This is a genomic window from Geobacter sp. AOG1, from assembly GCF_019972315.1.
Taxonomy (GTDB): domain Bacteria; phylum Desulfobacterota; class Desulfuromonadia; order Geobacterales; family Geobacteraceae; genus Geomobilimonas.
Genome location: NZ_BLIZ01000001.1, coordinates 988,650 through 1,010,552 on the forward strand (window position 1 = coordinate 988,650; position 21,903 = coordinate 1,010,552).

A 21,903-nucleotide genomic window follows, 5' to 3' on the forward strand; every position below is an offset into this window, starting at 1 on the left:
CGCTTCCGGTTGCCTTTTCTCGTGCCTTGAATAAACGAAGTCTTAAAATGGGATGTCATCGTCCGGATTGAATGCCGGCTCATCGTAGCTCGGGGCGCTGTTGTGCTCCTGGGAATCGGGACGGCCGCCTCCCTGCCTGCCACCGCCGCCTTCTCCCTTGCCGGAAAGCATCTGCATCTTTTCGCCGACGATCTCGGTGGTATAGCGATCTTTGCCGTCCCGGTCCTGCCATTTACGGGTCTGGAGGCGCCCCTCGATGTAGACGGTCTTCCCCTTGGCCAGGTATTCGCCGGCGATCTCCGCCAGCCGCCCCCAGAGGGTAACATTGTGCCACTCCGTTTTTTCTTCCCATTCGCCGCTCTTGCTCTTGAAGCGCTCGCTGGTGGCCAGTGAAAAACCCGCCACCGCGGTGCCGGATGCCGTGTAGCGGACTTCCGGGTCCTTCCCCAGATTGCCGATCAGCATTACCTTGTTTAGGCTTGCCATACGCTGCTCCTTGTCCTGTGATGCGGTAAAGTTATTGTCAACGGGCAAAAGTAATTTGTCAACGAAAGGACAAATTGGCAGTTTATTGGAAAGCGAATACTACACTAAAACCCTCCGCATCTCAACACCTTGTTGCGGTCGTTTTCAGCAATAAAAAAAGCCGCATTTTTCAATGCGGCTTTTCACATCCGGTGAAGTAAGGATTACTTCGCTGCCGGAGCCTCGACAGGAGCTTCTTCTTTCTTCTCTGCTTTTTTGGCTTTCTTTGCCTTCTTTACTTTTTTGTGTTTTTTGACCGGTTTGGCTTCTTTCTTCTCGACGGCAGCCGGAGCAGCGTCAGCAGCCGGAGCCGGAGCAACGTCAGCGGCAAAAACTACGGCAGAGAAGGAGAGGGCAGCGAGGGCAGCAACGAGAGTGGACAGAATTTTTTTCATGATTTGTTCCTCCGAAAGATATGTTTGCTTCTCATGAGAGGATAAAGCATTAATGGTGCCAATGGCTAATTCTGGAATTATTTGAAGCAAATCAATGTGTTAGAGTAATCGCGGAGTTGAGGCGGCGTAAAGGCTTACCCATATCAGGTGTCTTTGTCTCAATTGAGGTATTCTCCCTGATGGTAATGAAAGGATATAAGATTTATCGCGATCCTTGTCAGGAAAAGGCAGACTGTGCCGGTTTTGACTCCGGCGAACCGGCAGGTGGAAGGGGATGGAAAGGAGGGCGTGGGGCCGCGCCTGGTGCATATTTGGTTTGACTCCGGCGGTAAAAAAAAGTAAGTTTAACGGGTTAAGCGCCGGAGTAGCCCCTATGCTGAGAGCATACCTGTTTTTGCTGATCTTTATACCGCTGACCTTTGTCTTTGCGTTCAGCGCGATCATCGCCACCCTTTTCGATCCCACTGGACGGTTCTACCATGGCCATGCCCGACTCTGGAGCCTTATAAGCCTTAGGATGGCGGGCGTACGACTGGTTGTAGCCGGGCAGGAACTGGTTCCGGCCGACCAGCCGGTCATCTACATGAGCAACCACCAGGGTAATTTCGATATCCATGCCCTGTTCAGGGCCATCCCCTACCGCTTTTCCTGGATAGCCAAGGAAGAGCTGTTCTCCATTCCGATCTTTGGCCACTCCATGCGCCGGGCAGGCTACGTCCCCCTGGACCGCAGCGACGGGCGTCAGGCACTGAAAAGCATGGAGCGGGCCGCTACCATTATCCGGGAGGGGAGAAGCGTCGTGATCTTTCCCGAGGGGACGCGGACTCCGGACGGCAATCTTCTCCCTTTCAAGAAGGGGGGATTTCTCCTGGCCGGAAAGGCGGGGGTTCCCGTGGTGCCGGTGACCATCAACGGCAGCCGGCAGGTGAACCCGTCCAAGCGGATTGAGCTCTACCCCGGCACCATAACCGTCCGCTTCGGCGCACCAATTCCGGTGAGCGACGGGAGCGGCAAGGGGCGCGAAGAGCTGCTGCAACGGGTCAGAGCGGCCATTGCTGCCGGTCTGGAGAATTGATATGCTGATGCTGCATTCTGCACTTATTATCGTGGGGCTGGTCGCCATGGGCTGGGGGTTCCCCGCTGCCCACCGGCTCCGGCGCCCCCTGGATATCGTTGCGGCGCTGGTGGTGCTGGCAGGCCTCTGCAGCGCCCTGCTCGGAACACTCCTCGTCGCGGTCCCCGGATTTTTCCGGGGTTAGGAACCGAATGGAAAAGGCCAAAACCATTGCCGTGAACGTGGTCGTCACGGCGATCATTGCCATAATCCTCATCTGGGGAAACACCTGGTACCGGCAGTGGAGCCAGTTCAACCGGGGGGAAGCGTCCCTGGCTAAGGGGGATTACGTTGCCGCCATCGCCGGTTACGAGGCGGCGATCCACATGTACACTCCCGGCAGTCCCCTGATTGAGCGCTCCGCCGAAAAGCTCTGGGGGATCGGCGAGATGCAGGAGAAGAAGGGGGACCGGGAACTGGCCCTAGTGGCCTACCGTGCCCTGCGCAGTTCGTTTTATGCCACATGGGGACTCACTTCGCCGGGTAAGGGGTGGATTGCCCGGTGCGACGAAAAGATCGCCTGGCTGGTGAAACTGCAGGGGGAGGCGGGGCCGCAGAAGCACTGAATTCGCGAGGGTTGAGCGCTCTGTTGCGCTCAGAATACCTTCGCCCCGCATCTGTACGGCTCATTCACGCTGGTCTGCCGGCCCTGCTCAAGGTACTCTATGGAAACGACCCACAACGACAACACTGGCCTGCGCATCATCCCCCTCGGTGGGTTGGGGGAGATCGGGCTCAACATGGCGGTCTTCGAGTACGGTGATGACATCATCGTGGTCGACTGCGGACTCATGTTTCCCGAGCCCAACATGCTTGGCATCGATCTGGTGATCCCCGACATCACGTACCTGCGGGAGCGGGTTGACCGGGTGCGGGGGATTTTTCTTACCCATGGCCACGAAGACCATATCGGTGCGCTTCCCTATATCCTTCAGGAACTGAATCCTCCTATCTACGGTACCGCCCTGACTCTCGGCTTCGTCAAGGAAAAGCTCAAGGAGTTCGATCTCGAAGAACGGGTGGACCTGCGGGTGGTGAAGCCCCGGCAGAGGGTAGACACTGGGCTCTTCGAGATCGAGTTTGTCAGGGTCGCCCACTCCATCGTGGATGGCTGCGCCCTGGCGATCCGTACTCCCGAGGGGGTGGTGATCCACACCGGCGACTTCAAGCTCGACCAGACCCCGGTTGACGGGGAGCTGACCGACCTGGTAACCCTGGCCCGCTACGGTGAAGAGGGGGTCCTGGCGCTCATGGCCGACTCCACCAACGTGGAACGGGAAGGCTACACCCTCTCCGAAGCCCTGGTGGGGGAGGCCTTCGACGACATTTTCCCCAAATGTTCGGGGCGGATCATCGTGGCGGCCTTTTCCAGCAACATCCACCGGGTCAGGCAGGTGATGGTCTCGGCCGCACGGTCGGGACGCAAGGTGCTCCTGAACGGCCGTTCCATGATCGCCAACGTCCAGATCGCCCGGGAACTGGGGTATCTGACCGTTCCCGATGATCTCCTCATCGATCTGAAGGAGCTTCCCCGTCTCCCTAAAGAGGAGATCTGCATGATTACGACGGGTTCCCAGGGGGAACCGATGAGCGCCCTCACCCGGATCGCCATGGACGATCACAAGCAGATCAAGCTGGAGGAGGGGGACACGGTGATCCTCTCTTCCCGCTTCATTCCGGGTAACGAGAAGACCATCTCCGACTTGATCAACCACCTCTACCGGCGAGGTGCCGAGGTCTATCACGAGAAGGTCTCGGAGGTGCATGTCTCCGGCCATGCCAGCCAGGAAGAGCTGAAGCTGATGCAGAACATCGTTCGCCCCCGCTACTTCATCCCGGTGCACGGAGAGTACCGTCACCTGGTGAAACATGCCCAGCTGGCCCAGAAGGTGGGAGTCCCTCGGGAACGGTGCATCCTTGCAGTGAACGGCGACGTTATCACCTTCGCCGATGGCAGCGGGGCCATCACCGGCAAGGTGGAAACCGGTCGGGTCTTCGTGGACGGGAAGGGGATCGGTGACGTGGGAGAGGTGGTGCTCAAGGACCGCAAGCACCTCTCCCAGGACGGCATGGTGGTGGTCATTATCGGGATCAACCAGACCAGCGGCGAGATCATCTATGGTCCTGACATCGTCTCCCGTGGCTTCGTGTTCGAGGACGAGAGTCAGGAGTATCTGGACGAGGCGCGAAAGGTGGTGGAAGACACCCTGGCCCTCACCAATGTAACGGTCATGGCCGACTGGGGCGAGGTGCGGCAGGAGGTGCGACGGGTACTCCGGCGCTTTTTCAACAAGACCATCGAGCGGAGGCCGGTGATTTTGCCGCTCATCTTGGAAATGTAGGACGGCTTTGCCAAAAGTCCATCTGCGGCGTTGCGCTTCGGCCTGCGTCGCTGCGGCGTACTGATGTACGCCTCACTCCTCGGCCTCGCGCGCCTTGCAGCTGGAGCTTTTTGCTGTGCCGTCAAAGGAACGACACTAATCCTATGGACGAAAAAGTCGACAAAAAGGAAAAACTGAAGAAAGAGATCCAGGGGATGGCGCTGGGTGCAGTGGGGCTGTTCGTTCTGATTGCCCTCCTTTCCTACCGGACCGACGACCTCTCCTTCAACAGCTTCTCCTCCGATGCCCGTGTCCGCAACTTCGGCGGGCGGCTCGGGGCTGAGATGTCGGACCTGCTCCTCCAGACCACCGGTCTGGCCGGCTACCTGGTCCCCGGCGCACTCCTCTTCCTCGCCTACCTCTTCCTCCGCTTCAAGGAGGTGAAGTGGCGTGCCTACAAGTGGTTCGCCTACGCGGGGCTCATCGTCTCCCTTTCGTCTCTCTTCGCATTCAACCTGGAATTCACATCCCTCTTCGGCCAGCGGGTCCCGACGGGCGGGGCCGTGGGATACCAGACCGCGTCGGTTCTCAAGAGTTTCCTCGGCATGCCGGGAGCGCTGCTGCTTCTGCTCCCCATGCTGGCCGCGTCGATCATGATCCTCTCCCGCTTCTCCTTCGTCCTGTTCGCCGACTGGTGGCTCGGGGCACTGGGGGCCAGGTGGGCACGCTTCTGGGAGCGGCGGGCGCTTAACCGGGAGCTGATGGAGAAAGAGCCAAAACCGGCCGAGGCGGGGGCTCCGGTGATAAAGCCGCTCCCCGTGCATGTGCCGACTCCTCCGCCGCTCCTGAAGAAGGAGAAGAAAAAGGAAGAGGAGAAGACCAAACCGGTCCAGGAGATGTTCGAATTCGTGAAGAGCGACGGCGCCTATCAGACTCCCCCCCTGTCCCTTCTCGATACGCCGCCGGCGACGGAAAAGCGGGTCGACAAGGAAGCCCTGACCATGAATGCCCGGCTCCTGGAGAAGAAGCTCAAGGACTTCGGCGTGGACGGGGAGGTGGTGGAGATCTGTCCCGGCCCCGTCGTCACCATGTACGAATTCGCCCCCGGACCGGGGGTGAAAGTGAGCCGGATCGCCGGACTGGCCGACGACCTCTCCATGGCCCTGCAGGCCCTTTCCATCCGGATCATTGCCCCGATCCCCGGCAAGGGGGTGGTGGGGATCGAGCTTCCCAACCGGGACCGGGAGATGGTTTTCCTGAAGGAGATATTTGCCAGCGAGGAGTTCCATCGCGGCAAGCTCAAGCTTCCCATGGCTCTCGGCAAGGATGTGGCCGGCGCACCGCTGGTGACCGACCTGGCCCGCATGCCACACCTGCTGGTGGCCGGCGCCACCGGTTCCGGCAAGTCCGTTTCCATCAACACCATGATTCTCTCCCTCCTCTATACCGCGACCCCCCGTGACGTGCGGATCATCATGGTCGATCCCAAGATGCTGGAACTCTCCATCTACGAGGGGATTCCCCACCTGCTCCTTCCCGTAGTCACCAACCCGAAGAAGGCCGCCCTGGCGCTACGGTGGGCGGTGGAAGAGATGGGGCGCCGCTACCGGCTCATGGCCGACAAGAGCGTGCGCAACATCGACTCCTATAACAAGGCGCTGGAGCGGGAGGAGAAGGAACAGGCTGACAACCGGGCACGTGAAACTGTTGTGGTTGACGAGGTGGAGGAGGTTGCCGACAGCGACGAGGCGGCCATCCAGGCGTTCCTCGATCGGGAGGAGGCGCTGGAGCATGGCCATCTCCCCTACATCGTGGTGATCGTGGACGAACTGGCCGACCTGATGATGGTGGCGGGGCGGGAGCTGGAGGAGTCCATCGCCCGGCTGGCCCAAATGGCCCGGGCCGCCGGCATCCACCTCATCCTGGCCACCCAGCGGCCGTCCGTGGACGTCATCACCGGCCTCATCAAGGCGAACTTCCCGGCCCGCATCTCCTTCCAGGTCTCCAGCAAGACCGACTCCCGTACCATCCTCGATTGCAACGGCGCAGAGGCGCTTCTGGGGGCCGGCGACATGCTCTTCCTCCCCCCCGGCACTGCCAAGCTCATGCGCTCCCACGGTGCCTTCGTCTCCGACGCCGAGGTGCAGCGGGTGGTGGAGTTCCTGAAAAAGCAGGGGAAACCGGTCTACGACAAGTCGATCCTGGAGATGAAGGCGGGAGGCGAAAGTGGCGGCGATGCCGAAGAGGAGCTTGACGAGCGCTACGATGATGCAGTGGCGCTGGTGGCCGAGACCCGGCAGGCATCCATCTCCATGATCCAGCGGCGCTTGCGGATCGGCTACAACCGGGCGGCCCGCATCATCGAGAAGATGGAACAGGAAGGGATTGTCGCTCCCAGCGACGGGACGAGCAAGCCGCGTGAAGTGTTCATAAACAAGCTTTAGGCCAACGCAGAGGGACGCAGAGCAAATGCAGATTAACGCGGAGAACACGTAACAGAGTAAGGCTTTTGCAACAAGGCTCAAGCAATAAGATTTTATCAGCGTACATTCATAGAATCTGCGTCTTTCAGCGTTGAATTCGCTGTAGCTTGTTCATCTACGGGAGGCCCCATGAGCGAATGCCGCAAGGACAACCTGGCCCACTTTGCCGTTACCATCATCAGCAAGGACCGCCCCGGCATCGTGGCCGACACCACCGAAGTCCTGTTCCGCCTCGGCTGCAACCTCGAGGACTCCAGCTGTACCATGCTGGGGGGGGACTTTGCCATGATCCTCATCGTCTCCCACGAAAAACCCTTCACCAAGGCCAGGCTGGCCGAGGAGTTCAGGTTGCTCCAGGAACGAACAGGACTGAACATCCACGTCCGCACCCTCCACGATGACGAGATCTGCCCGGTGAAGGAAGAGGGAGAGCTCTGCCTCATCTCGGTCTACGGTTCGGACCAGCCCGGGATCGTCTACCGCGTCACCCGGGCCCTGGCGGACCGCCAGGTCAACATTACCGACCTGAATACCCGCCTGATCGGTACGGTGGAGGAGCCGGTCTACGTCCTGATGCTGGAAGCGATCCTGCCGGACGGCATGACCGTGGACGACGCTGAGCGTCTCCTTGATAATCTGAAAAAGGAGCTGAACGTGGAGATAGGGGTGCGCACCATCACCCCCGTTTCCTTCTGATACGATGCCCGCCCAGAAAATCCTCATCTATCCCCATCCGGTACTGAAGAAGATGTGCCGGCCGGTGCCGGCCATCGACGACGAAATCGCGTCCCTGGTTGCGGACCTGCTCGACACCATGCGGGAGGGGCCCGGGTCGGTCGGGGTTGCCGCTCCCCAGATCGGCGTTTCGCTCCGGGTCTGCGTGGTGGACGTTTCGGCCAGCCGCCTGGGGAAGGAGAACAACCACGGCCAGCTCGTCATGATCAACCCGGAGATCGTGGCGCGGCAAGGGGCGGCGTTGATGCGGGAAGGGTGCATGAGCGTTCCCGACTACACGGGGGAGGTGGAAAGGGGCACCGATATCACGGTTCGCTTCCTCGATGGCAGCGGCCACCTCGCTGAAGTCACGGCGAGCGGCTTCGAGGCGGTGGCGATCCAGCACGAGATGGACCACCTGGACGGGATTCTCTTCCTCGACCGGATTGTGTCACTGAAGACGGGCCTGTTCCGGCGTAAGAATTATAAATGATGAACGACTGATTGGGGCGGTCCCGCTAACGGCAGAGCGCGAGGGGAACCTCGTCCGCTGCGGTCGAGCCTTCGCTGCGGACCTTGACCGGTGACGTTTCTGACAGGCGTGTGATGTGGGTTTTCGTTTCCCTGCTGATGGTACTTTTCGGCGGGTGTCCGCTGCCGCTCAGTCTCTTCCCTCCACTTCCGAGATTCTCCTCGCGCGCTTTCTTTCGTCAGGTGAAGCGGGGAGTGGACAGGGCTTGCAAAGAAAAGGGGAGCAGCCAGTTGGCCGCTCCCCTTTGTCGTGTCAGCGGGTCTTGAGGTAGGTGACCGACTCGGCGGCCGTCCGGTGGGCGGCGGCGACACAGTCGTTGAGGCCGATTCCACGGTAGGAGTTGCCGGTGAGGAAGAGTCCGGGGTGGGATGCCCCCCTTTCCGCCAGGGCCTCCAGTCTCTTGCCGTGGCCGACGGTGTACTGGGGTATCGCCCGGGGGTGGCGGAATATACGGGTGAACGAGGGGGCTTCTTCAATTCCCATGATGGTCCGGAGGTCGGCCCGGACCCGGCTGACCACCTCTTCGTCCGGGAGGTTGATGTACTCGGGGAAGCAGGCTCCCCCCATCATGCTCCTGAGCAGCACCTTGCCGGCAGGTGCCCGGTTTTCGAAGATGCTGGAGTCCCAGAGGGTGCCGAGGGTGTTCATCCCTTCCTGCTTGGGGATCAGGTAGCCGAAGCCGTCGAGATTGCGCTCGATTCGCTCCCGCTCATAGCCGAAGCAGGCAACGGTCATGGTGGAATAGGGAATCTGCCGGAGCACCTCCGCCAGATCGGGTGCCATTCCCCCTACCAGCTCAGCTGTGGCATAGGCGGGGGTGGCAAGCACCACCAGGTCCGCCTCCAGTTCGCTGCTGCCGGTCGTCACCCGGTACGGAACACTGGTGCCGGTAGCGACCCGTACTGCGCCGCTGCCGGTCACGATGCGGTCCGCACCGATTTCCGTCGAGAGGATGTCGGTCAGGCTCTGAATGCCGTCCCGAAACGAGGTGAGGACCCCACCGGGGCCGGCGGCGCTCGCCACTACCTTCCCCTCCTTCTGTTCCTGCTTCTTCTTTTTGGCCAGCCTGATCATCGCCTTGACCAGCCCGCCGTACTCCCGTTCCAGCTCGGCGATGCGGGGAAAGCAAGAGACCAGCGACATGGTTTCCGGGTCGCCGGCAAAGATTCCCGACACCATGGGGGCAATCAGCTTGTTGAGCGCCTCTTCACCGAGTCGACGACGGCCGAAGGCAGCGAGGGTTTCGTCTACCCCTACAGGCGGCCCGGCAACGAAGGGAGTCGGTTCCAGGGCGAGGCGGAGCTTGCCCGGCCAGGAGATCAGTTTGCTCTTTAAAAACGACGGGCCGTTTTCGGGGAGTCGGTGGAGGACGCCTCCCGAGTAGATGAAGCGTTTGCGGGCGTTGTCGTTGCTCCGGAGCAGGTATTTGTCCGCCCCCAGTTGACGGCAGAGGTCAAGGGTCTGGGGCTTGTTGTCGAGGAAGCCGTTGGGCCCCCATTCGCAGAGATAGCCGTCGGCCTTGATGCTCCAGATCTTCCCACCAGTCCGCTGCTCCTTCTCCAGGAGGGTAATCTCCAGATCAAGACCGGCTTCCCGGGCCTGCTCCCGCAGCAGGTAGGCTGCTGCCAGACCGGAAATCCCGCCACCGACGATGATAGCCTTTTTCACGAAGCACTCCTTTTTCTTTACTGGTCCCTATTATGGTGACCAAAAGACAGATTAGCCCCACGGTTTTTCCCTGTCAAGGTGAAACGGGCGCGTTCAGTTGACATACAACCATGCAGGGATTACATTCAAAGCACGTACGCGACAGGAAAGGATGGAACGATGGCTCAAAAAGAGTATTACGAGGTCCTTGGGGTGAAAAAAGGGGCTTCGGCCGAGGAGATAAAGAAGGCCTACCGGAAGCTGGCGGTGAAGTACCACCCGGACAAGAATCCCGGCAACAAGGAAGCTGAGGAGCGGTTCAAGGAGATCAACGAGGCCTACGCGGTCCTGTCCGATCCCCAGAAGAAGGGTCAGTACGACCAGTTCGGCTCCGCCGGATTCCACCAGCGGTTTTCCCAGGAGGACATCTTCCGCGGCTTCGACGTGGGAGACATCTTCAAGGATGCGGGATTCAGCACCGACGACATCTTCTCCCGTATCTTCGGCGGGGGATTCCAGCAGCGGGGTGGGGGCTTCGGCTTCGGGGGGAGTCGGCGGAGCAAGGGGGAAGACTACAGTATGGAACTGGAGGTCTCCTTTCGGGAGGCCTTCAGCGGCTGCGATAAGCGGGTGGCATTCTCGCGGAATGGCCAGCGGGAAGAACTGTCAGTCAAGGTCCCTGCCGGGGTTGAATCGGGGGCAAGGCTGCGGGTTCAGGGTAAAGGGGGAGCCGGCAGCGGCGGTGGGCCGGCCGGTGACCTCTATCTCGACATAAAAGTCGGCAGCGATCCGCAGTTCAACCGGGAGGGGGACGATATCGTGGTGGAGCGGCTGCTCCGCTTTTCGGAGGCGGCCCTGGGGACGTCGCTGGAGGTGTCTACCCTGGAGGGAACGAAACGAATAAAGGTGCCGGCCGGCATTCAACCGGGGACCAAGATTCGTCTGAAAGGACTGGGGTTTCCCCGGATGGGGAAGGGTGCGCGGGGGGACCTGTTCGTGCGGGTCAACGTCCAGGTGCCTGAACAGCTCACCGGCACCCAGCGGGAACTGCTGGAGCAGCTGGCGGGAAAAGGATTGTGACGAAGGTAAGGCGCAGAGTTTCTTACTTTATTTCAATGGATGCACTCTTACGGAGGTCCGCCAGCCACTGGTTGAAGCGTTCCTCCGATTTTTTACGGTAGAGGGCATCCTCGATCTCACCCTTTACCTCATCGAACGGCTTCGGTTTGCCGGCGGAGCGTCCCTCCAGCTTGATGATGTGAATTCCTGCCGTAGTCACCACCAGTTCGCTGATCTCCCCCGGATTCATCTTCAGTACGGTGGTTTCGATCTCGGGGAGCATCTCCCCCTTCTTGAAGGTCCCGAGTTCGCCTCCGTCCGTTTTAGCCCCCGGATCGTCCGAGTACTTTCGGGCAAGCTCGGCAAAGTCCTTGCCGCTTCTCGCTTCGAACAGCACATTCGCCGCCGTCATCATGACCCGTCTGATATCCTGCGTGGTGGCATCCTTGCCGAGGCGGAAGAAGATGTGGCGGGCGCGAAACTGCTCCTCCGCCCCGAACTTTGTGGGGTTGGCCGCATAGTACTCCTGCATCTCCCTTTCCCCTACCTGGATCTTGGCGCGGACTTCCTGGCTCATGAGGCGGAGCCGTTCAAGCTGATCCTTCAGTTGTGCCTTGTACTGGTCGAAGGAGAGCCCCTGGCCGGCAAGAGCCGCAACCAGTGCCTCCTGGGAGAGGTTATTCTGCTTCTTCACGTCCTCGATGGACTGCCGTACTTCTTCCTCCGAAACCTTTATATCCAGTTCCTTGATCTTCTGTTCGGTGAGCTTCCGGTCGATCAGGCGGTTGAGGGCGGAACTGCGCAGCTCCCCACGGGCAGTGGCGGATACCGGTCCCTTTTTTTCCGCTTCCTTGACGAGGTTTGCGGTTTCCTTGTCCACGTCGTAGGAGGTGATGATCTCGTCGTTGACGATGGCCGCTATGCCACTAACCATTTCGGCGGCGGATAGGGCCGGCAGGATGGCAAGGGCGATCAGAAGAATGATTTTGAGCAAGGTATTCATGTAGTTGGATTACCAAGGTGTTTTCTGTAATACCGGTATGCAGTCAAACGATGGGTTGCTGGCTTGAGTTTGAGCGCCTATCGGTATAAAACGAAAAAAGGGCCGGGCAGTGCCCGGCCCGCGGCTGGTTGTCAGGGGCGTTACTTGGGTTTGGCTTCCGCCGGAGGAGCTGCGGTTCCCGTGGCTGGTTTTCCTCCCAACTCGTTCAGGACGTCTTCCTTCACCGCTATCTTGGCGCTTTTTTTCAGGTCCTCCTTCAGCTTCTTGAAGACTTCCTGCTGTTTTTCCGGAAGGAGCGCACCCTTTATCTGGTCCTTCACTTCTGCGAAGGGGCGGATACCAGCCGGCCGCTTGCCGGTCAGCTTGATGATGTGGTAGCCGAACTGGGTCTTAACGATACCGGAAAGCTCCCCTTCCTTCAGGCCAAAGGCGACCTTTTCGAATTCGGGAATCATGGACCCCTTCCCGAACCATCCCAGATCGCCCCCCTTGGCGCCGGCGGAGTCGACCGAGGACTTTTTCGCCAGTTCCTCGAAGTTGGCACCCTTTTTCAGCTGGCCGAGGATATCCTGGGCATCTTTCTCACTCTTCACGAGGATGTGGCTGGCCCTGACCTGCTCGCCTGCCTTGAATTTCTCTTTGTTCTGATCATAGAACTTCTGGAGGTCGGCATCGGTGAGTCCCGCCTGCTCCTCGACCTTTTTCTTCAGGAATGCCTCTACCACTACCCGCTTCTTCAGGTCTTCCAGCTTTGCTGCTACATCGGGGCTCTTGTCGATACCGTCCTTCCGGGCCTGCTGGAGGATGAGCTCACGGATGACCATGGTATCCAGCATCTCCTTCTTCCCTTCCGCGGTGTCGGCCATCGGCTTCAGGTAGGGGGGGAGGTTTTCCAGCTCACGCTTGAAATCTTCAGTGGTTACGACGACACCGTTGACCTCGGCCAGGGTCTTTCCTCCCGATGTCCCCTTGCTCCCCTCGGTGCCCGTCTTGGCGTTGCAACCGCAGACGGCGGCAATGCAGAGGACCAGCAGGGCGGTCTTGACTCTATTGCGATTATGCACAGTTAAACTCCTTAAGAGAGAGAATTTTGGCAGTTCGACAGCGGAACGTAGCATATCAGGTAAGCCTTTTCAAGAGATTTCTGGCCGCCGTCAGGACCCCTTCGAAGGTGGTATCGGCAAGCTCCACCAGCAGGCGATACTCGGGGGTGAACTGGTATGTTCTGGGGTGCTGGCGGATGAGGCCGATGATGGTGTCGGGGGAGACCGGGGTCTTCTGATGGAAGGCGAAGATCAGTCGCCGGCCGTCGAATTCCACCTCCTGGACGAGGAGTGTCTTGAGCTCAAGGCGGAGCCGCATTACCTCCAGCAGGTACACGGCGGCAAGGGGGAGCTTGCCGAAGCGGTCCGTCAGCTCCCCCTCCATCTCGGCGACGTCGGCCGGGCTGTCTGCCTGGGTCAGCTTTTTGTAGATGACGAGGCGCTGGTTCGGGTCGCGGACGTAGTCTTCCGGAATAAAGGCGGGGATGCGGAGTTTGAGTTCCGGCTCCACCTTCTCCACCAGCTCTTCCCCCTTGAGTTGACGGATGGTCTCTTCCATCAGCTCGGTGTAGAGTTCGAAACCGACGGCGGCGATGTTTCCCGATTGCCGTGCACCCAGCAGATCTCCCGCCCCGCGCAACTCCAGGTCGTGGGTTGCGATGCGGAAGCCGGCGCCGAGTTCGGTCAGCTCCTGGAGAATACGCAGCCGCTCCCGGGCGTCGCTGGAGATGGCCCCTTCGCCAGGGATGAGGAAGTAGGCGTAGGCCCGCTGCTTGGAACGGCCGACCCGCCCCCGCAGCTGGTAGAGTTGGGCAAGGCCGAAGCTGTCGGCCCGGTTGACGATGAGGGTGTTGGCGGTGGGAATGTCGAGCCCCGACTCGATGATGGTCGTGGAGAGGAGGAGGTTGGTCTCGCCATGCATGAAGCCGAGCATCACCCGCTCCAGTTCCTTTTCGTCCATCTGGCCGTGCCCCACGGCGATGCGTGCCTCCGGCACGATGCGGCCGAGATGTTCGGCCATGGCGCCGATGCTCTGCACCCGGTTATGGACGAAAAATATCTGTCCTCCCCGGCGCAGTTCCCGCAGCACGGCCTCCCGGATCACCTCGTCGTTGAAGCGGGCGACGAAGGTCTTGATGGCGAGTCGGTCCACCGGCGGGGTGTCGATGATGGAGAGGTCCCGGATCCCCATGAGGGACATGTAGAGGGTGCGGGGGATGGGGGTGGCGGTGAGGGTCATGATATCCACTACTGCCCGGTACTTCTTGAGCCGTTCCTTGTGGGTCACGCCGAAACGCTGCTCCTCGTCGACTATGAGCAGCCCCAGGTCGCGAAACTCCACGTCCTTCTGGAGGAGACGGTGGGTGCCGATGATGATGTCGATATCCCCCTTCTTTACCCCTGCCAGGATATCCTTTTGCTCCTTGGGGGAACGAAACCGGGAGAGCATCTCGATCCGGACCGGATAGGCCTTGAAACGGGCCACGAAGGTTTCCATGTGCTGCTGGGCGAGGATCGTGGTCGGGACGAGGATCGCCACCTGCTTTCCCTCCATGACCGCCTTGAAGGCGCCCCGCATGGCCACTTCGGTCTTGCCGTACCCCACGTCGCCGCAGACCAGGCGATCCATGGGTTTTTTACTCTCCATGTCCGCCAGCACGTCGTCGATGGCGGCTTGCTGGTCGGGAGTCTCCTCGAAGGCGAAAGCGGCCTCGAATTCACGGTAGAGCTCGTCCCGGGGGCCGAAGGAGTGTCCTTCCTGGAGCTGGCGGGCGGCGTAGATTTTCAGGAGCTCTTCCGCCATCTCCTGGACTGCTGCCCTGGCCCTGGCCTTGGTTTTTTCCCAACGGACACCCCCCAGCTTGTCCACGTGGGGCTCGATCCCCTCGGCCCCCACGTAGCGCTGCACCAGGTTGATCCGGTCTACCGGCAGGTAGAGCTTGTCGCTCCCCGCATACTCCAGCAGCAGGAAATCTCCTTCCACGTCTCCCAGGGTGAGGTGCTGGAGGCCGCGGTAGAGGCCGACGCCGAAGTCGATGTGGACCATGTGGTCTCCCGGCTTGAGCTCGGCCAGGGAGGTGAGGAGCTGTTTTTTGCGCGCCTCGGAGAGGCCGCGGCGCTGCTTGACCCGCCGGCCGAATATCTCCTCCTCGGCAATGACGGCAACCCCGTCTTCCCGGAACCGGAACCCCCGGGAAATCTCCCCCACCAGGATGGCTACCTTGCCGTCCCGGCGCTGCAGTTCACGGGGGAAGGGGCGGTCGGTTATGTCGAGGGGGAGCCCGTAGGGGGCGAGGAGTTCGTAGAGCCGCTGGGCCTGGCCCCGCTGATGGCAGACCATGACGACCCGTTGCCGCTCCGCCAGCCAGTCGTGGAGGCGGGCTACCAGAGGTTTCAGGACGCCCTCGCTGTCGGGGGCGAGGTCGAGCCTGAGGTCCGCGTTGTCCGCCACGGTGAAACGGTGGATTGCCGCATCCCCTTCGTCCAGAAGGAGGGAGGGGATGGCGAGCCGCCGGCCGCCGGCCAGGATGCTCTCCAGCTCTGACGATGTGAGGAACAGATCGGGGGGGTTGCAGGTGATGGCATCTTGGGCCTGGGCCCGCTCGAGGGCGGCGATCACCTCGTCCTCGCGACGGACGGTTGCGGCGCGGAGTCCCTCCGGGTCGAGCAGGACCCGGATCGCGGACGGGCCGGTATAATCGAGGAGGGTCGACAGGCCCGGGTGGAAGAGGGGTTGCAGGTATTCAATCCCCGGCGGGTAGATGGCACTCTGGACCTGTTCCGTGAGCTCCCGCCGGCGGATGGTGGGGATGTCCAGATCGTCGCACCGCTTCTTCAGCCGGATTGCGAACCCCTGCAGTACTTCGTCGGTGAGGATTACCTCCCGGGAAGGGAGGAGGACCAGTTCGGAGAGGGGGCGGAGGGAGCGCTGGGACACCGGGTCGAAGGTCCGGATGGTATCGACGAAATCGCCGAAGAACTCGATCCGGACTGGCTCCGGCAGGTTGGGGGGGAAGATGTCCAGTATCCCCCCCCGGCTGGCGAAGGAGCCCCGGTCTTCCACGAGGGGAACGTGGGAATAGCCGAGCTTGACCAGTTTTCCCAGCAGGGTTTCCCGTTCTGCCTCTTCCCCTGAAACAAGATAGTGGGAGACTTCCCCCAGCGTCTGCTGCGGCAGGACCCGCTGGGCCAGGGCTGCGAGGGGGGTGACCACGGCCCTGGCCCTTCCGTCCATGAGACGGAACAGGGCATTGAGGCGCTGGCCGGTAATATCGGCATGGGGGGAAACGGGCTCGAAGGGGGCTGTATCCCATGACGGGAAATAGAGTATTCCCTCGGCCTCACCGTCATAGAAGCAGAGTTCCCGCCAGAGCTCCTCCGCAGATTCCGAATCGGGGGTGACGATCAGGAGCGGCGCAGCAAGTTCGGGCATCAGCCTGGCCAGGAGGTAGGCGGGAGCGGAACCCTTCAGCCCGGCAATGGTCAGAAGAGAGTCTTCGGCAGCAAGGGCCGGGGCAAGCTGTTTGATGTGGTCCTGGGTGGTGGCCATGGTCTACCCGGTCTGTTGGGGGGGGGGCTCCTTGAGGCGTTTCTGCCGGCGTTCCTCGATGAACATGTCGATGGCGAGGAGGAAGACGCCGACGCAGATGGCCGAGTCGGCCACGTTGAATGCCGGCCAGTGATGGCCGTACCAGTGAACGTCGAGAAAGTCGATCACCTCCCCGAGCCGGACCCGGTCGATGAGGTTGCCGACCGCTCCGGCGAAGACGAGTGAGAGGGCGAAGGCGGTGAAATTCTGGTCGGGCCGGAGCTTGCGGAAAAATGCGGCGATGACCACCACGGCAACCAGGGAGACCAGGATGAAGAAAGGAAGGCGGTAGCTAAAGCCGGCCAGGAAGCTGAAGGCTGCTCCCCTGTTGCGCATATAGGTGATGTTGAAGAAATTCTCCACGACGGTTATGGATGAGTGAATATCCATGGTTCGGTCGATGAATGTCTTGGTTGCCTGGTCGATGCCGATGACCAGGGTGGAGACCACGAGCAGCATGAGGTATTTCAGTTTCATGGATTCGCTTTCCAAAACAATTCTAAAAGCTTTAACCACAGAGGACGCGGAGGAAAGGCAGAATCAAAATTCCTTGAAGCCATTTTAACAGGATGAACAGGATAAAAACTCACAAATCAAGGTTTGTGTCTTAATTCTGAAAGTCTTTAGTCCTGAATATCCTGTACATCCTCTGTTAACGTTTGGCTTGAAGATTTCCTCCGTGTTCCTCTGCGTCCTCTGTGGTCAGTGCTTTTTTGCCCTTGATTACTTCACCGCAGCCAGGCATTTGGGGCAGATGGTCGGGTGCTCGCTGTCCGTCCCTAACTCTTCGCTGTAGCACCAGCAGCGCTCGCACTTCTCACCCGGAGCGGCGGTAACCCGCACCTTCATGCCGGCAACCCCTTCGGCCACGTAGCATCCCCCTTCGAGGGATTCGGCCAGAGTCACGCTGGAAACGATGAAAATGGCCGGCAGCTCCAGGGCGTATCCCTTCAGGAAACCGAGCAGTTCGGGCTCAGCGGCGATGGCCACGGCGGCATCCAGGGAATGGCCGATGGTCTTGGCCACCCGGGCCTGTTCCAGCGCCTTGGATACCTCGGCACGGATCTTCATGATCCGCTCCCACCGCTCGACCAGTTGCTCGTCCTTCCACTCCGGTCGGAGGGCCGGGAATTCTGCAAGATGGACGCTTTCTTCCCGTTCCCCCGGCATGTACCCCCAGACCTCGTCGGCGGTGAAAGAGAGCACCGGCGCCATGAGCCGCACCAGGGTATCGAGGATACGGTACATGACGGTCTGAGCGGAACGTCGCTCCACTGAACCCTTCTTGCTGGTGTAGACCCGGTCCTTGAGGATGTCCAGGTAGAAGGCGCTCATCTCCACGGTGCAGAAGCCGTTCATGGCGTGATAGAGGACGTGGAACTCATACTCGCCGTAGCAGGTGAGGACCTTCTCCTTGAGAAGCTCCAGCTGGTGGAGAGCCCAGCGGTCCAGCTCCGGCATCTGCCCGTACTCGACGGCGTCCCTTGCCGGGTCGAAGTCGTGGATGTTCCCCAGGATGTAGCGGCAGGTGTTCCGGATACGGCGGTACGCCTCGGAGAGGCGGGTGAGGATCTCCTGGGAGATGCGGATATCGTCCCGGTAGTCCTGGGCTGCCACCCACAGGCGGAGGATCTCGCCGCCAAACTTCTTGATCACCTCTTCCGGCGCTACCACGTTCCCCACCGACTTGCTCATCTTGCGCCCAGCGCCGTCCACAACGAAGCCGTGGGTCAGGACGTTCCGGTAGGGGGCGACGCCCCGGGTTCCCACGCTCTCCAAAAGTGACGAGTGGAACCACCCCCGATGCTGGTCGCTTCCCTCCAGGTACATGTCGGCGGGCGAAGAGAGCTTCGGGTTCGGCTCCAGAACAGCCGCATGGGAGACCCCGGAGTCGAACCAGACGTCCAGGATGTCCATCTCTTTCTGGAATTCCGTGGCCCCGCATTTCGGACATTTCGTCCCTGCCGGCATCAGGCGGGCGGCATCCCAGTCGAACCAGATGTCGGCGCTGTGCTGCTTGAACTGCTCGGCGACAAAATCCATGATGGCGCCGTCTGCCAGGTACTCGCCGCAGGCGGTGCAGGAAAAGGCGGTGATGGGAACCCCCCAGGAACGCTGGCGGGAGATGCACCAGTCGGGGCGATTCTCGATCATGCCGTAGATCCGCTCTTTTCCCCACCGGGGGATCCACTGGACGGAGTTGATCGCTTCCAGCGCATTCTTCCTCAGGTCGTTCGCCTCCATGGAGATGAACCACTGTTCGGTGGCGCGGAATATGATCGGTTTCTTGCAGCGCCAGCAGTGGGGGTAGGAGTGGGTGATGTTTGCCTGTCCCACCAGTGCCCCCACTTCGGCCAGTTTTTCGATGACGGCCGGGTTGGCGGCCAAGACGGACTGGCCGCCGAAGAACTCCAGGTTGCCGATATACTTGCCGTGGTTGTCCACCGGGTTGTAGATCTCCAGCCCCTCTTTCAGGGCGAGTTCGTAGTCCTCCTGGCCGTGTCCCGGTGCAGTGTGGACGCAGCCTGTCCCTGCCTCCAGGGTCACGTGCTCGCCGAGCAGCACGATGGAATCACGGTCGTAGAAGGGGTGCTTGCACCTTTTCCGCTCCAGAACCTGGGCGGTGAAGGTCGCCAGCACGTTCCCTTCCAGCTTGTTGGCTGCCAGGAACGCGTCCTTCAGCCCCTCGGCCACGATCAGCACCTCACCGTTCACTTCCAGGGCGGCGTAGGTGAAGTCGGGATGGATGGCGATGGCCAGATTTGCGGGGATGGTCCAGGGGGTGGTGGTCCAGATGACCAGGTAGACCCGTTTCCCTGCCAGAGCCGGGACCGCTGCGGAGATATCGTCCTGCAGGGCGAACTTGACGTAGATGGAAGGTGAGGTGTGGTCGGCATACTCCACCTCGGCCTCGGCCAGGGCGGTGACGCAGGAGGAGCACCAGTGGACCGGCTTCTTGCCGCGGTAGAGGCCGCCGTTGTGGGCGAATTTCGCCAGTTCGGCGGCGGTCAGCCCCTCGTACTCGTAGTTCATGGTGAGGTACGGGTTCTCCCAGTCCCCCAGGACACCGAGGCGCTTGAACTCATCCCGTTGGATGGCGATGAATTTTTCGGCGTAGGTGCGGCACTCCCGGCGCATGGCCAGCTTGGACATTTCGTGCTTCTTCGATCCCAGGTTCTTCTCAACCTGCAATTCGATGGGAAGACCGTGACAGTCCCACCCCGGCACGTAGGGGGCGCTGAGCCCCTCCATCCGCTTGCTCTTCAGGATGACATCCTTGAGGATCTTGTTGAGGGCGTGGCCGATGTGGATGTGTCCGTTGGCATAAGGAGGGCCGTCGTGGAGTATGTAGAGCGGCCGTGTCTTCCCCTTCTCTTCGATCTTTCCATAGAGCCCGGTATCGTCCCACTTTTTCAGGATCTCAGGTTCCCGCTGGGCCAGGTTGGCCTTCATGGGGAACTCGGTGACCGGCAGGTTGAGCGTCTCTTTATATTCCATACGACCTCCAGCGTGGGTAGGGGTAATTCACGGGTGAAGCGCCTTAAACTACTAGGAACCCATTGAAAAGTCAAGGGTAAAGGGGCAATTTCGCTTGTCTAAACCGTGCCGAAATGGTATATGTTGCCGGCTATGGCGAACGGGGAGGCACAACGCATGAAGCACGGCACAACCGACTCCTTCTGGGGCGGCATCGTCAAATCCATGGGACTGGTCTTCGGCGACATCGGCACGAGCCCCATCTATACCCTTACGGTGTTGTTCGCCCTTACCAAGCCGACCCACGACAACGTATTCGGCATCCTTTCCCTCGTGGTCTGGACCCTCATCATCCTTGTCACCGCCGAGTATGCCTGGCTCGCCATGAGCCTGGGACGGAAGGGTGAGGGGGGGACCATCGTCCTCAAGGAGATCCTGATCCGGCTCCTGAAGGGGGGGCGGCGTATGGCGTTCGTCGGTTTCCTCTCTTTTGTCGGCGTTTCCCTCCTGCTCGGCGACGGAGTCATCACGCCGGCTATCAGTATCCTCTCCGCCGTGGAAGGTATGGTGCTCATCCCGGGACTGGCGGCCCTTCATCAAGGTACCCTGATCTTCATTGCCGCCCTGATCGCCATCGGACTGTTCGTCTTTCAGTTCAAGGGGACCGACAAGGTGGCGAGGGCGTTCGGTCCTCTCATGGTGCTCTGGTTCGTCTCTCTGACGGTTTCTGGTGTCATTTCCATTGCCACCTTTCCCGAGGTGATCAAGTCGGTGAGCCCCTACTATGCCGTCAAGTTCTTCCTCGATAACGGCTTTTCCGGTTTCTTCGTCCTCTCCGAGGTGATCCTCTGTGCCACCGGGGGGGAAGCGCTCTATGCGGACATGGGGCATCTGGGTCGACGGCCGATTGTCCGGGCCTGGTACTTCGTTTTCTGTGCCTTGGTCGTCAACTATCTGGGGCAGGGAGCCTTCATCCTCCAGCACCCCGAAGCGAAGAACTTTCTCTTCGGCATGGTGCAGGGCCAGTCCGGGCTCCTCTACATCCCGTTCCTCATCCTCACCATCATGGCGACGGTCATCGCCTCCCAGGCTCTCATCAGCGGCGTCTTCTCCATCGTCTACCAGGGGATCACCACCCGGATCATGCCGCTCATGAAGGTGGATTACACCTCCAGCCACCTCAAGTCCCAGATCTACATAGGTTCGGTGAACTGGTTCCTCATGGTGCTCGTCATCTTCATCATGCTCCTGTTCCGGAAATCGGAGAACCTGGCGGCTGCATACGGCTTGGCGGTCACCGGTACCATGACCATCACCGGTATCATGATGACCATGATCTTTGCCCGCACCACCAAGAAGTGGAAGGTTCTTCCCGCAGCCGTCGTTACCCTGGTGGACCTGGTGTTCCTCGTGGCGAACCTCAACAAGCTTCCCCACGGTGGTTACTGGTCAATCATTCTTGCGACGATACCGTTTTTGACCATTCTCATCTGGACCAAGGGGCAGCGCGCCCTCTACCGGGCGCTCCGCCCCCTCGACCTGGAGACGTTCCTGATCGCCTACAAGCAGATTTACGCCAAGGAGCGAAACATCCCCGGAACGGGTCTCTTCTTCGTGCGGGAGACCGATGTCGTCCCCCCCTATGTGATCCACTGCATCATCAGAAGCAACATCATTTACGAGCGAAACGTTTTCGTCTCCCTTGCCAGGACCGACGAGCCGTTTGGTGTCTACAGCTGTCTCACTGAAGGGGTCGGACCGGGCCTGGACGCCTTCGATGTCAAAGCGGGGTACATGGAGGTCGCCGATATCGAGGGGCTCGTCAAGGAGAACGGCATCAACGAAAAGGTCATTTTCTATGGCATCGAGGACATCTCCACCATGAACCCCATCTGGCGGGTCTTCTCCGTCATCAAGAAGCTCACCCCCAATTTCGTCCAGTTCAACAAGCTGCCGGCGTCGAAACTTCAAGGTGTCGTGACGCGGGTGGAGATGTGATGA

Annotated in this window: 17 protein-coding genes; 9 read left to right on the forward strand and 8 right to left on the reverse strand. The window is 60.4% G+C overall.

Features of this window, described 5'->3' with window-relative positions:
- Nucleotides 1-42: 42 nt before the first annotated feature.
- Nucleotides 43-486: a single-stranded DNA-binding protein gene (locus LDN04_RS04435; RefSeq protein ID WP_223906821.1), complete on the reverse strand. Its 444-nt coding sequence runs from the start codon at nt 484-486 to the stop codon at nt 43-45.
- Nucleotides 487-689: 203 nt separating this feature from the next.
- Nucleotides 690-1,010, reverse strand: a complete 321-nt coding sequence (locus LDN04_RS04440; protein WP_223906823.1) for a hypothetical protein — start codon at nt 1,008-1,010, stop codon at nt 690-692.
- Between the two features lie 283 nt (nt 1,011-1,293).
- Between LDN04_RS04440 and LDN04_RS04445 the strand changes: the two genes are divergently transcribed.
- From LDN04_RS04445 to def, 7 genes are all read left to right on the forward strand, one after another.
- Complete coding sequence (locus tag LDN04_RS04445) at nt 1,294-1,995, forward strand: 1-acyl-sn-glycerol-3-phosphate acyltransferase (RefSeq protein ID WP_223906825.1); 702 nt, start codon at nt 1,294-1,296, stop codon at nt 1,993-1,995.
- Nucleotide 1,996: 1 nt separating this feature from the next.
- Nucleotides 1,997-2,179, forward strand: coding sequence for a hypothetical protein (locus LDN04_RS04450; RefSeq protein ID WP_223906828.1), 183 nt, complete (start codon nt 1,997-1,999; stop codon nt 2,177-2,179).
- 7 nt (nt 2,180-2,186) lie between these two features.
- Nucleotides 2,187-2,600 carry a tol-pal system YbgF family protein gene (locus LDN04_RS04455; protein ID WP_223906831.1) on the forward strand — a complete coding sequence of 138 codons (414 nt, stop codon included), beginning with the start codon at nt 2,187-2,189 and terminating at the stop codon, nt 2,598-2,600.
- A 99-nt stretch (nt 2,601-2,699) separates the two neighbouring features.
- Nucleotides 2,700-4,376 carry a ribonuclease J gene (locus LDN04_RS04460; protein WP_223906834.1) on the forward strand — a complete coding sequence of 559 codons (1,677 nt, stop codon included), beginning with the start codon at nt 2,700-2,702 and terminating at the stop codon, nt 4,374-4,376.
- Between the two features lie 143 nt (nt 4,377-4,519).
- The gene (locus LDN04_RS04465) at nt 4,520-6,799 is read left to right on the forward strand and encodes a DNA translocase FtsK (protein ID WP_223906837.1); all 2,280 of its coding nucleotides are present in this window, start codon (nt 4,520-4,522) and stop codon (nt 6,797-6,799) included.
- Between the two features lie 168 nt (nt 6,800-6,967).
- Nucleotides 6,968-7,534 carry a glycine cleavage system protein R gene (locus LDN04_RS04470; RefSeq protein WP_223906840.1) on the forward strand — a complete coding sequence of 189 codons (567 nt, stop codon included), beginning with the start codon at nt 6,968-6,970 and terminating at the stop codon, nt 7,532-7,534.
- Between the two features lie 4 nt (nt 7,535-7,538).
- On the forward strand, nt 7,539-8,045 hold the full coding sequence (gene def, locus LDN04_RS04475; protein ID WP_223906842.1) for a peptide deformylase: 507 nt from the start codon (nt 7,539-7,541) through the stop codon (nt 8,043-8,045).
- Between the two features lie 291 nt (nt 8,046-8,336).
- Here def and hemG read toward each other — a convergent pair whose 3' ends face one another.
- Nucleotides 8,337-9,752 carry a protoporphyrinogen oxidase gene (gene hemG / locus LDN04_RS04480; RefSeq protein WP_223906846.1) on the reverse strand — a complete coding sequence of 472 codons (1,416 nt, stop codon included), beginning with the start codon at nt 9,750-9,752 and terminating at the stop codon, nt 8,337-8,339.
- A gap of 159 nt (nt 9,753-9,911) precedes the next feature.
- Between hemG and LDN04_RS04485 the strand changes: the two genes are divergently transcribed.
- Nucleotides 9,912-10,811 (forward strand): DnaJ C-terminal domain-containing protein, encoded by a 900-nt coding sequence (locus LDN04_RS04485; RefSeq protein WP_223906849.1) that lies wholly within the window; start codon nt 9,912-9,914, stop codon nt 10,809-10,811.
- Between the two features lie 22 nt (nt 10,812-10,833).
- On the opposite strand, the gene LDN04_RS04490 is transcribed toward LDN04_RS04485, so the two are convergent.
- The 5 genes from LDN04_RS04490 to ileS all read right to left on the reverse strand — a co-directional run bounded on the left by LDN04_RS04490 (nt 10,834) and on the right by ileS (nt 19,923).
- Nucleotides 10,834-11,793 (reverse strand): peptidylprolyl isomerase, encoded by a 960-nt coding sequence (locus tag LDN04_RS04490; RefSeq protein WP_276572178.1) that lies wholly within the window; start codon nt 11,791-11,793, stop codon nt 10,834-10,836.
- A 140-nt stretch (nt 11,794-11,933) separates the two neighbouring features.
- The gene (locus LDN04_RS04495) at nt 11,934-12,857 is read right to left on the reverse strand and encodes a peptidylprolyl isomerase (protein WP_223906852.1); all 924 of its coding nucleotides are present in this window, start codon (nt 12,855-12,857) and stop codon (nt 11,934-11,936) included.
- A gap of 55 nt (nt 12,858-12,912) precedes the next feature.
- Nucleotides 12,913-16,386, reverse strand: a complete 3,474-nt coding sequence (mfd, locus tag LDN04_RS04500; RefSeq protein WP_223906855.1) for a transcription-repair coupling factor — start codon at nt 16,384-16,386, stop codon at nt 12,913-12,915.
- A gap of 3 nt (nt 16,387-16,389) precedes the next feature.
- The gene (gene lspA / locus LDN04_RS04505; protein WP_223906857.1) at nt 16,390-16,902 is read right to left on the reverse strand and encodes a signal peptidase II; all 513 of its coding nucleotides are present in this window, start codon (nt 16,900-16,902) and stop codon (nt 16,390-16,392) included.
- A gap of 246 nt (nt 16,903-17,148) precedes the next feature.
- Complete coding sequence (ileS, locus tag LDN04_RS04510) at nt 17,149-19,923, reverse strand: isoleucine--tRNA ligase (protein ID WP_223906859.1); 2,775 nt, start codon at nt 19,921-19,923, stop codon at nt 17,149-17,151.
- Nucleotides 19,924-20,079: 156 nt separating this feature from the next.
- On the opposite strand from ileS, the gene LDN04_RS04515 reads away from it, so the two are divergent.
- Nucleotides 20,080-21,900, forward strand: a complete 1,821-nt coding sequence (locus tag LDN04_RS04515; protein ID WP_223906862.1) for a KUP/HAK/KT family potassium transporter — start codon at nt 20,080-20,082, stop codon at nt 21,898-21,900.
- Nucleotides 21,901-21,903: the final 3 nt, after the last annotated feature.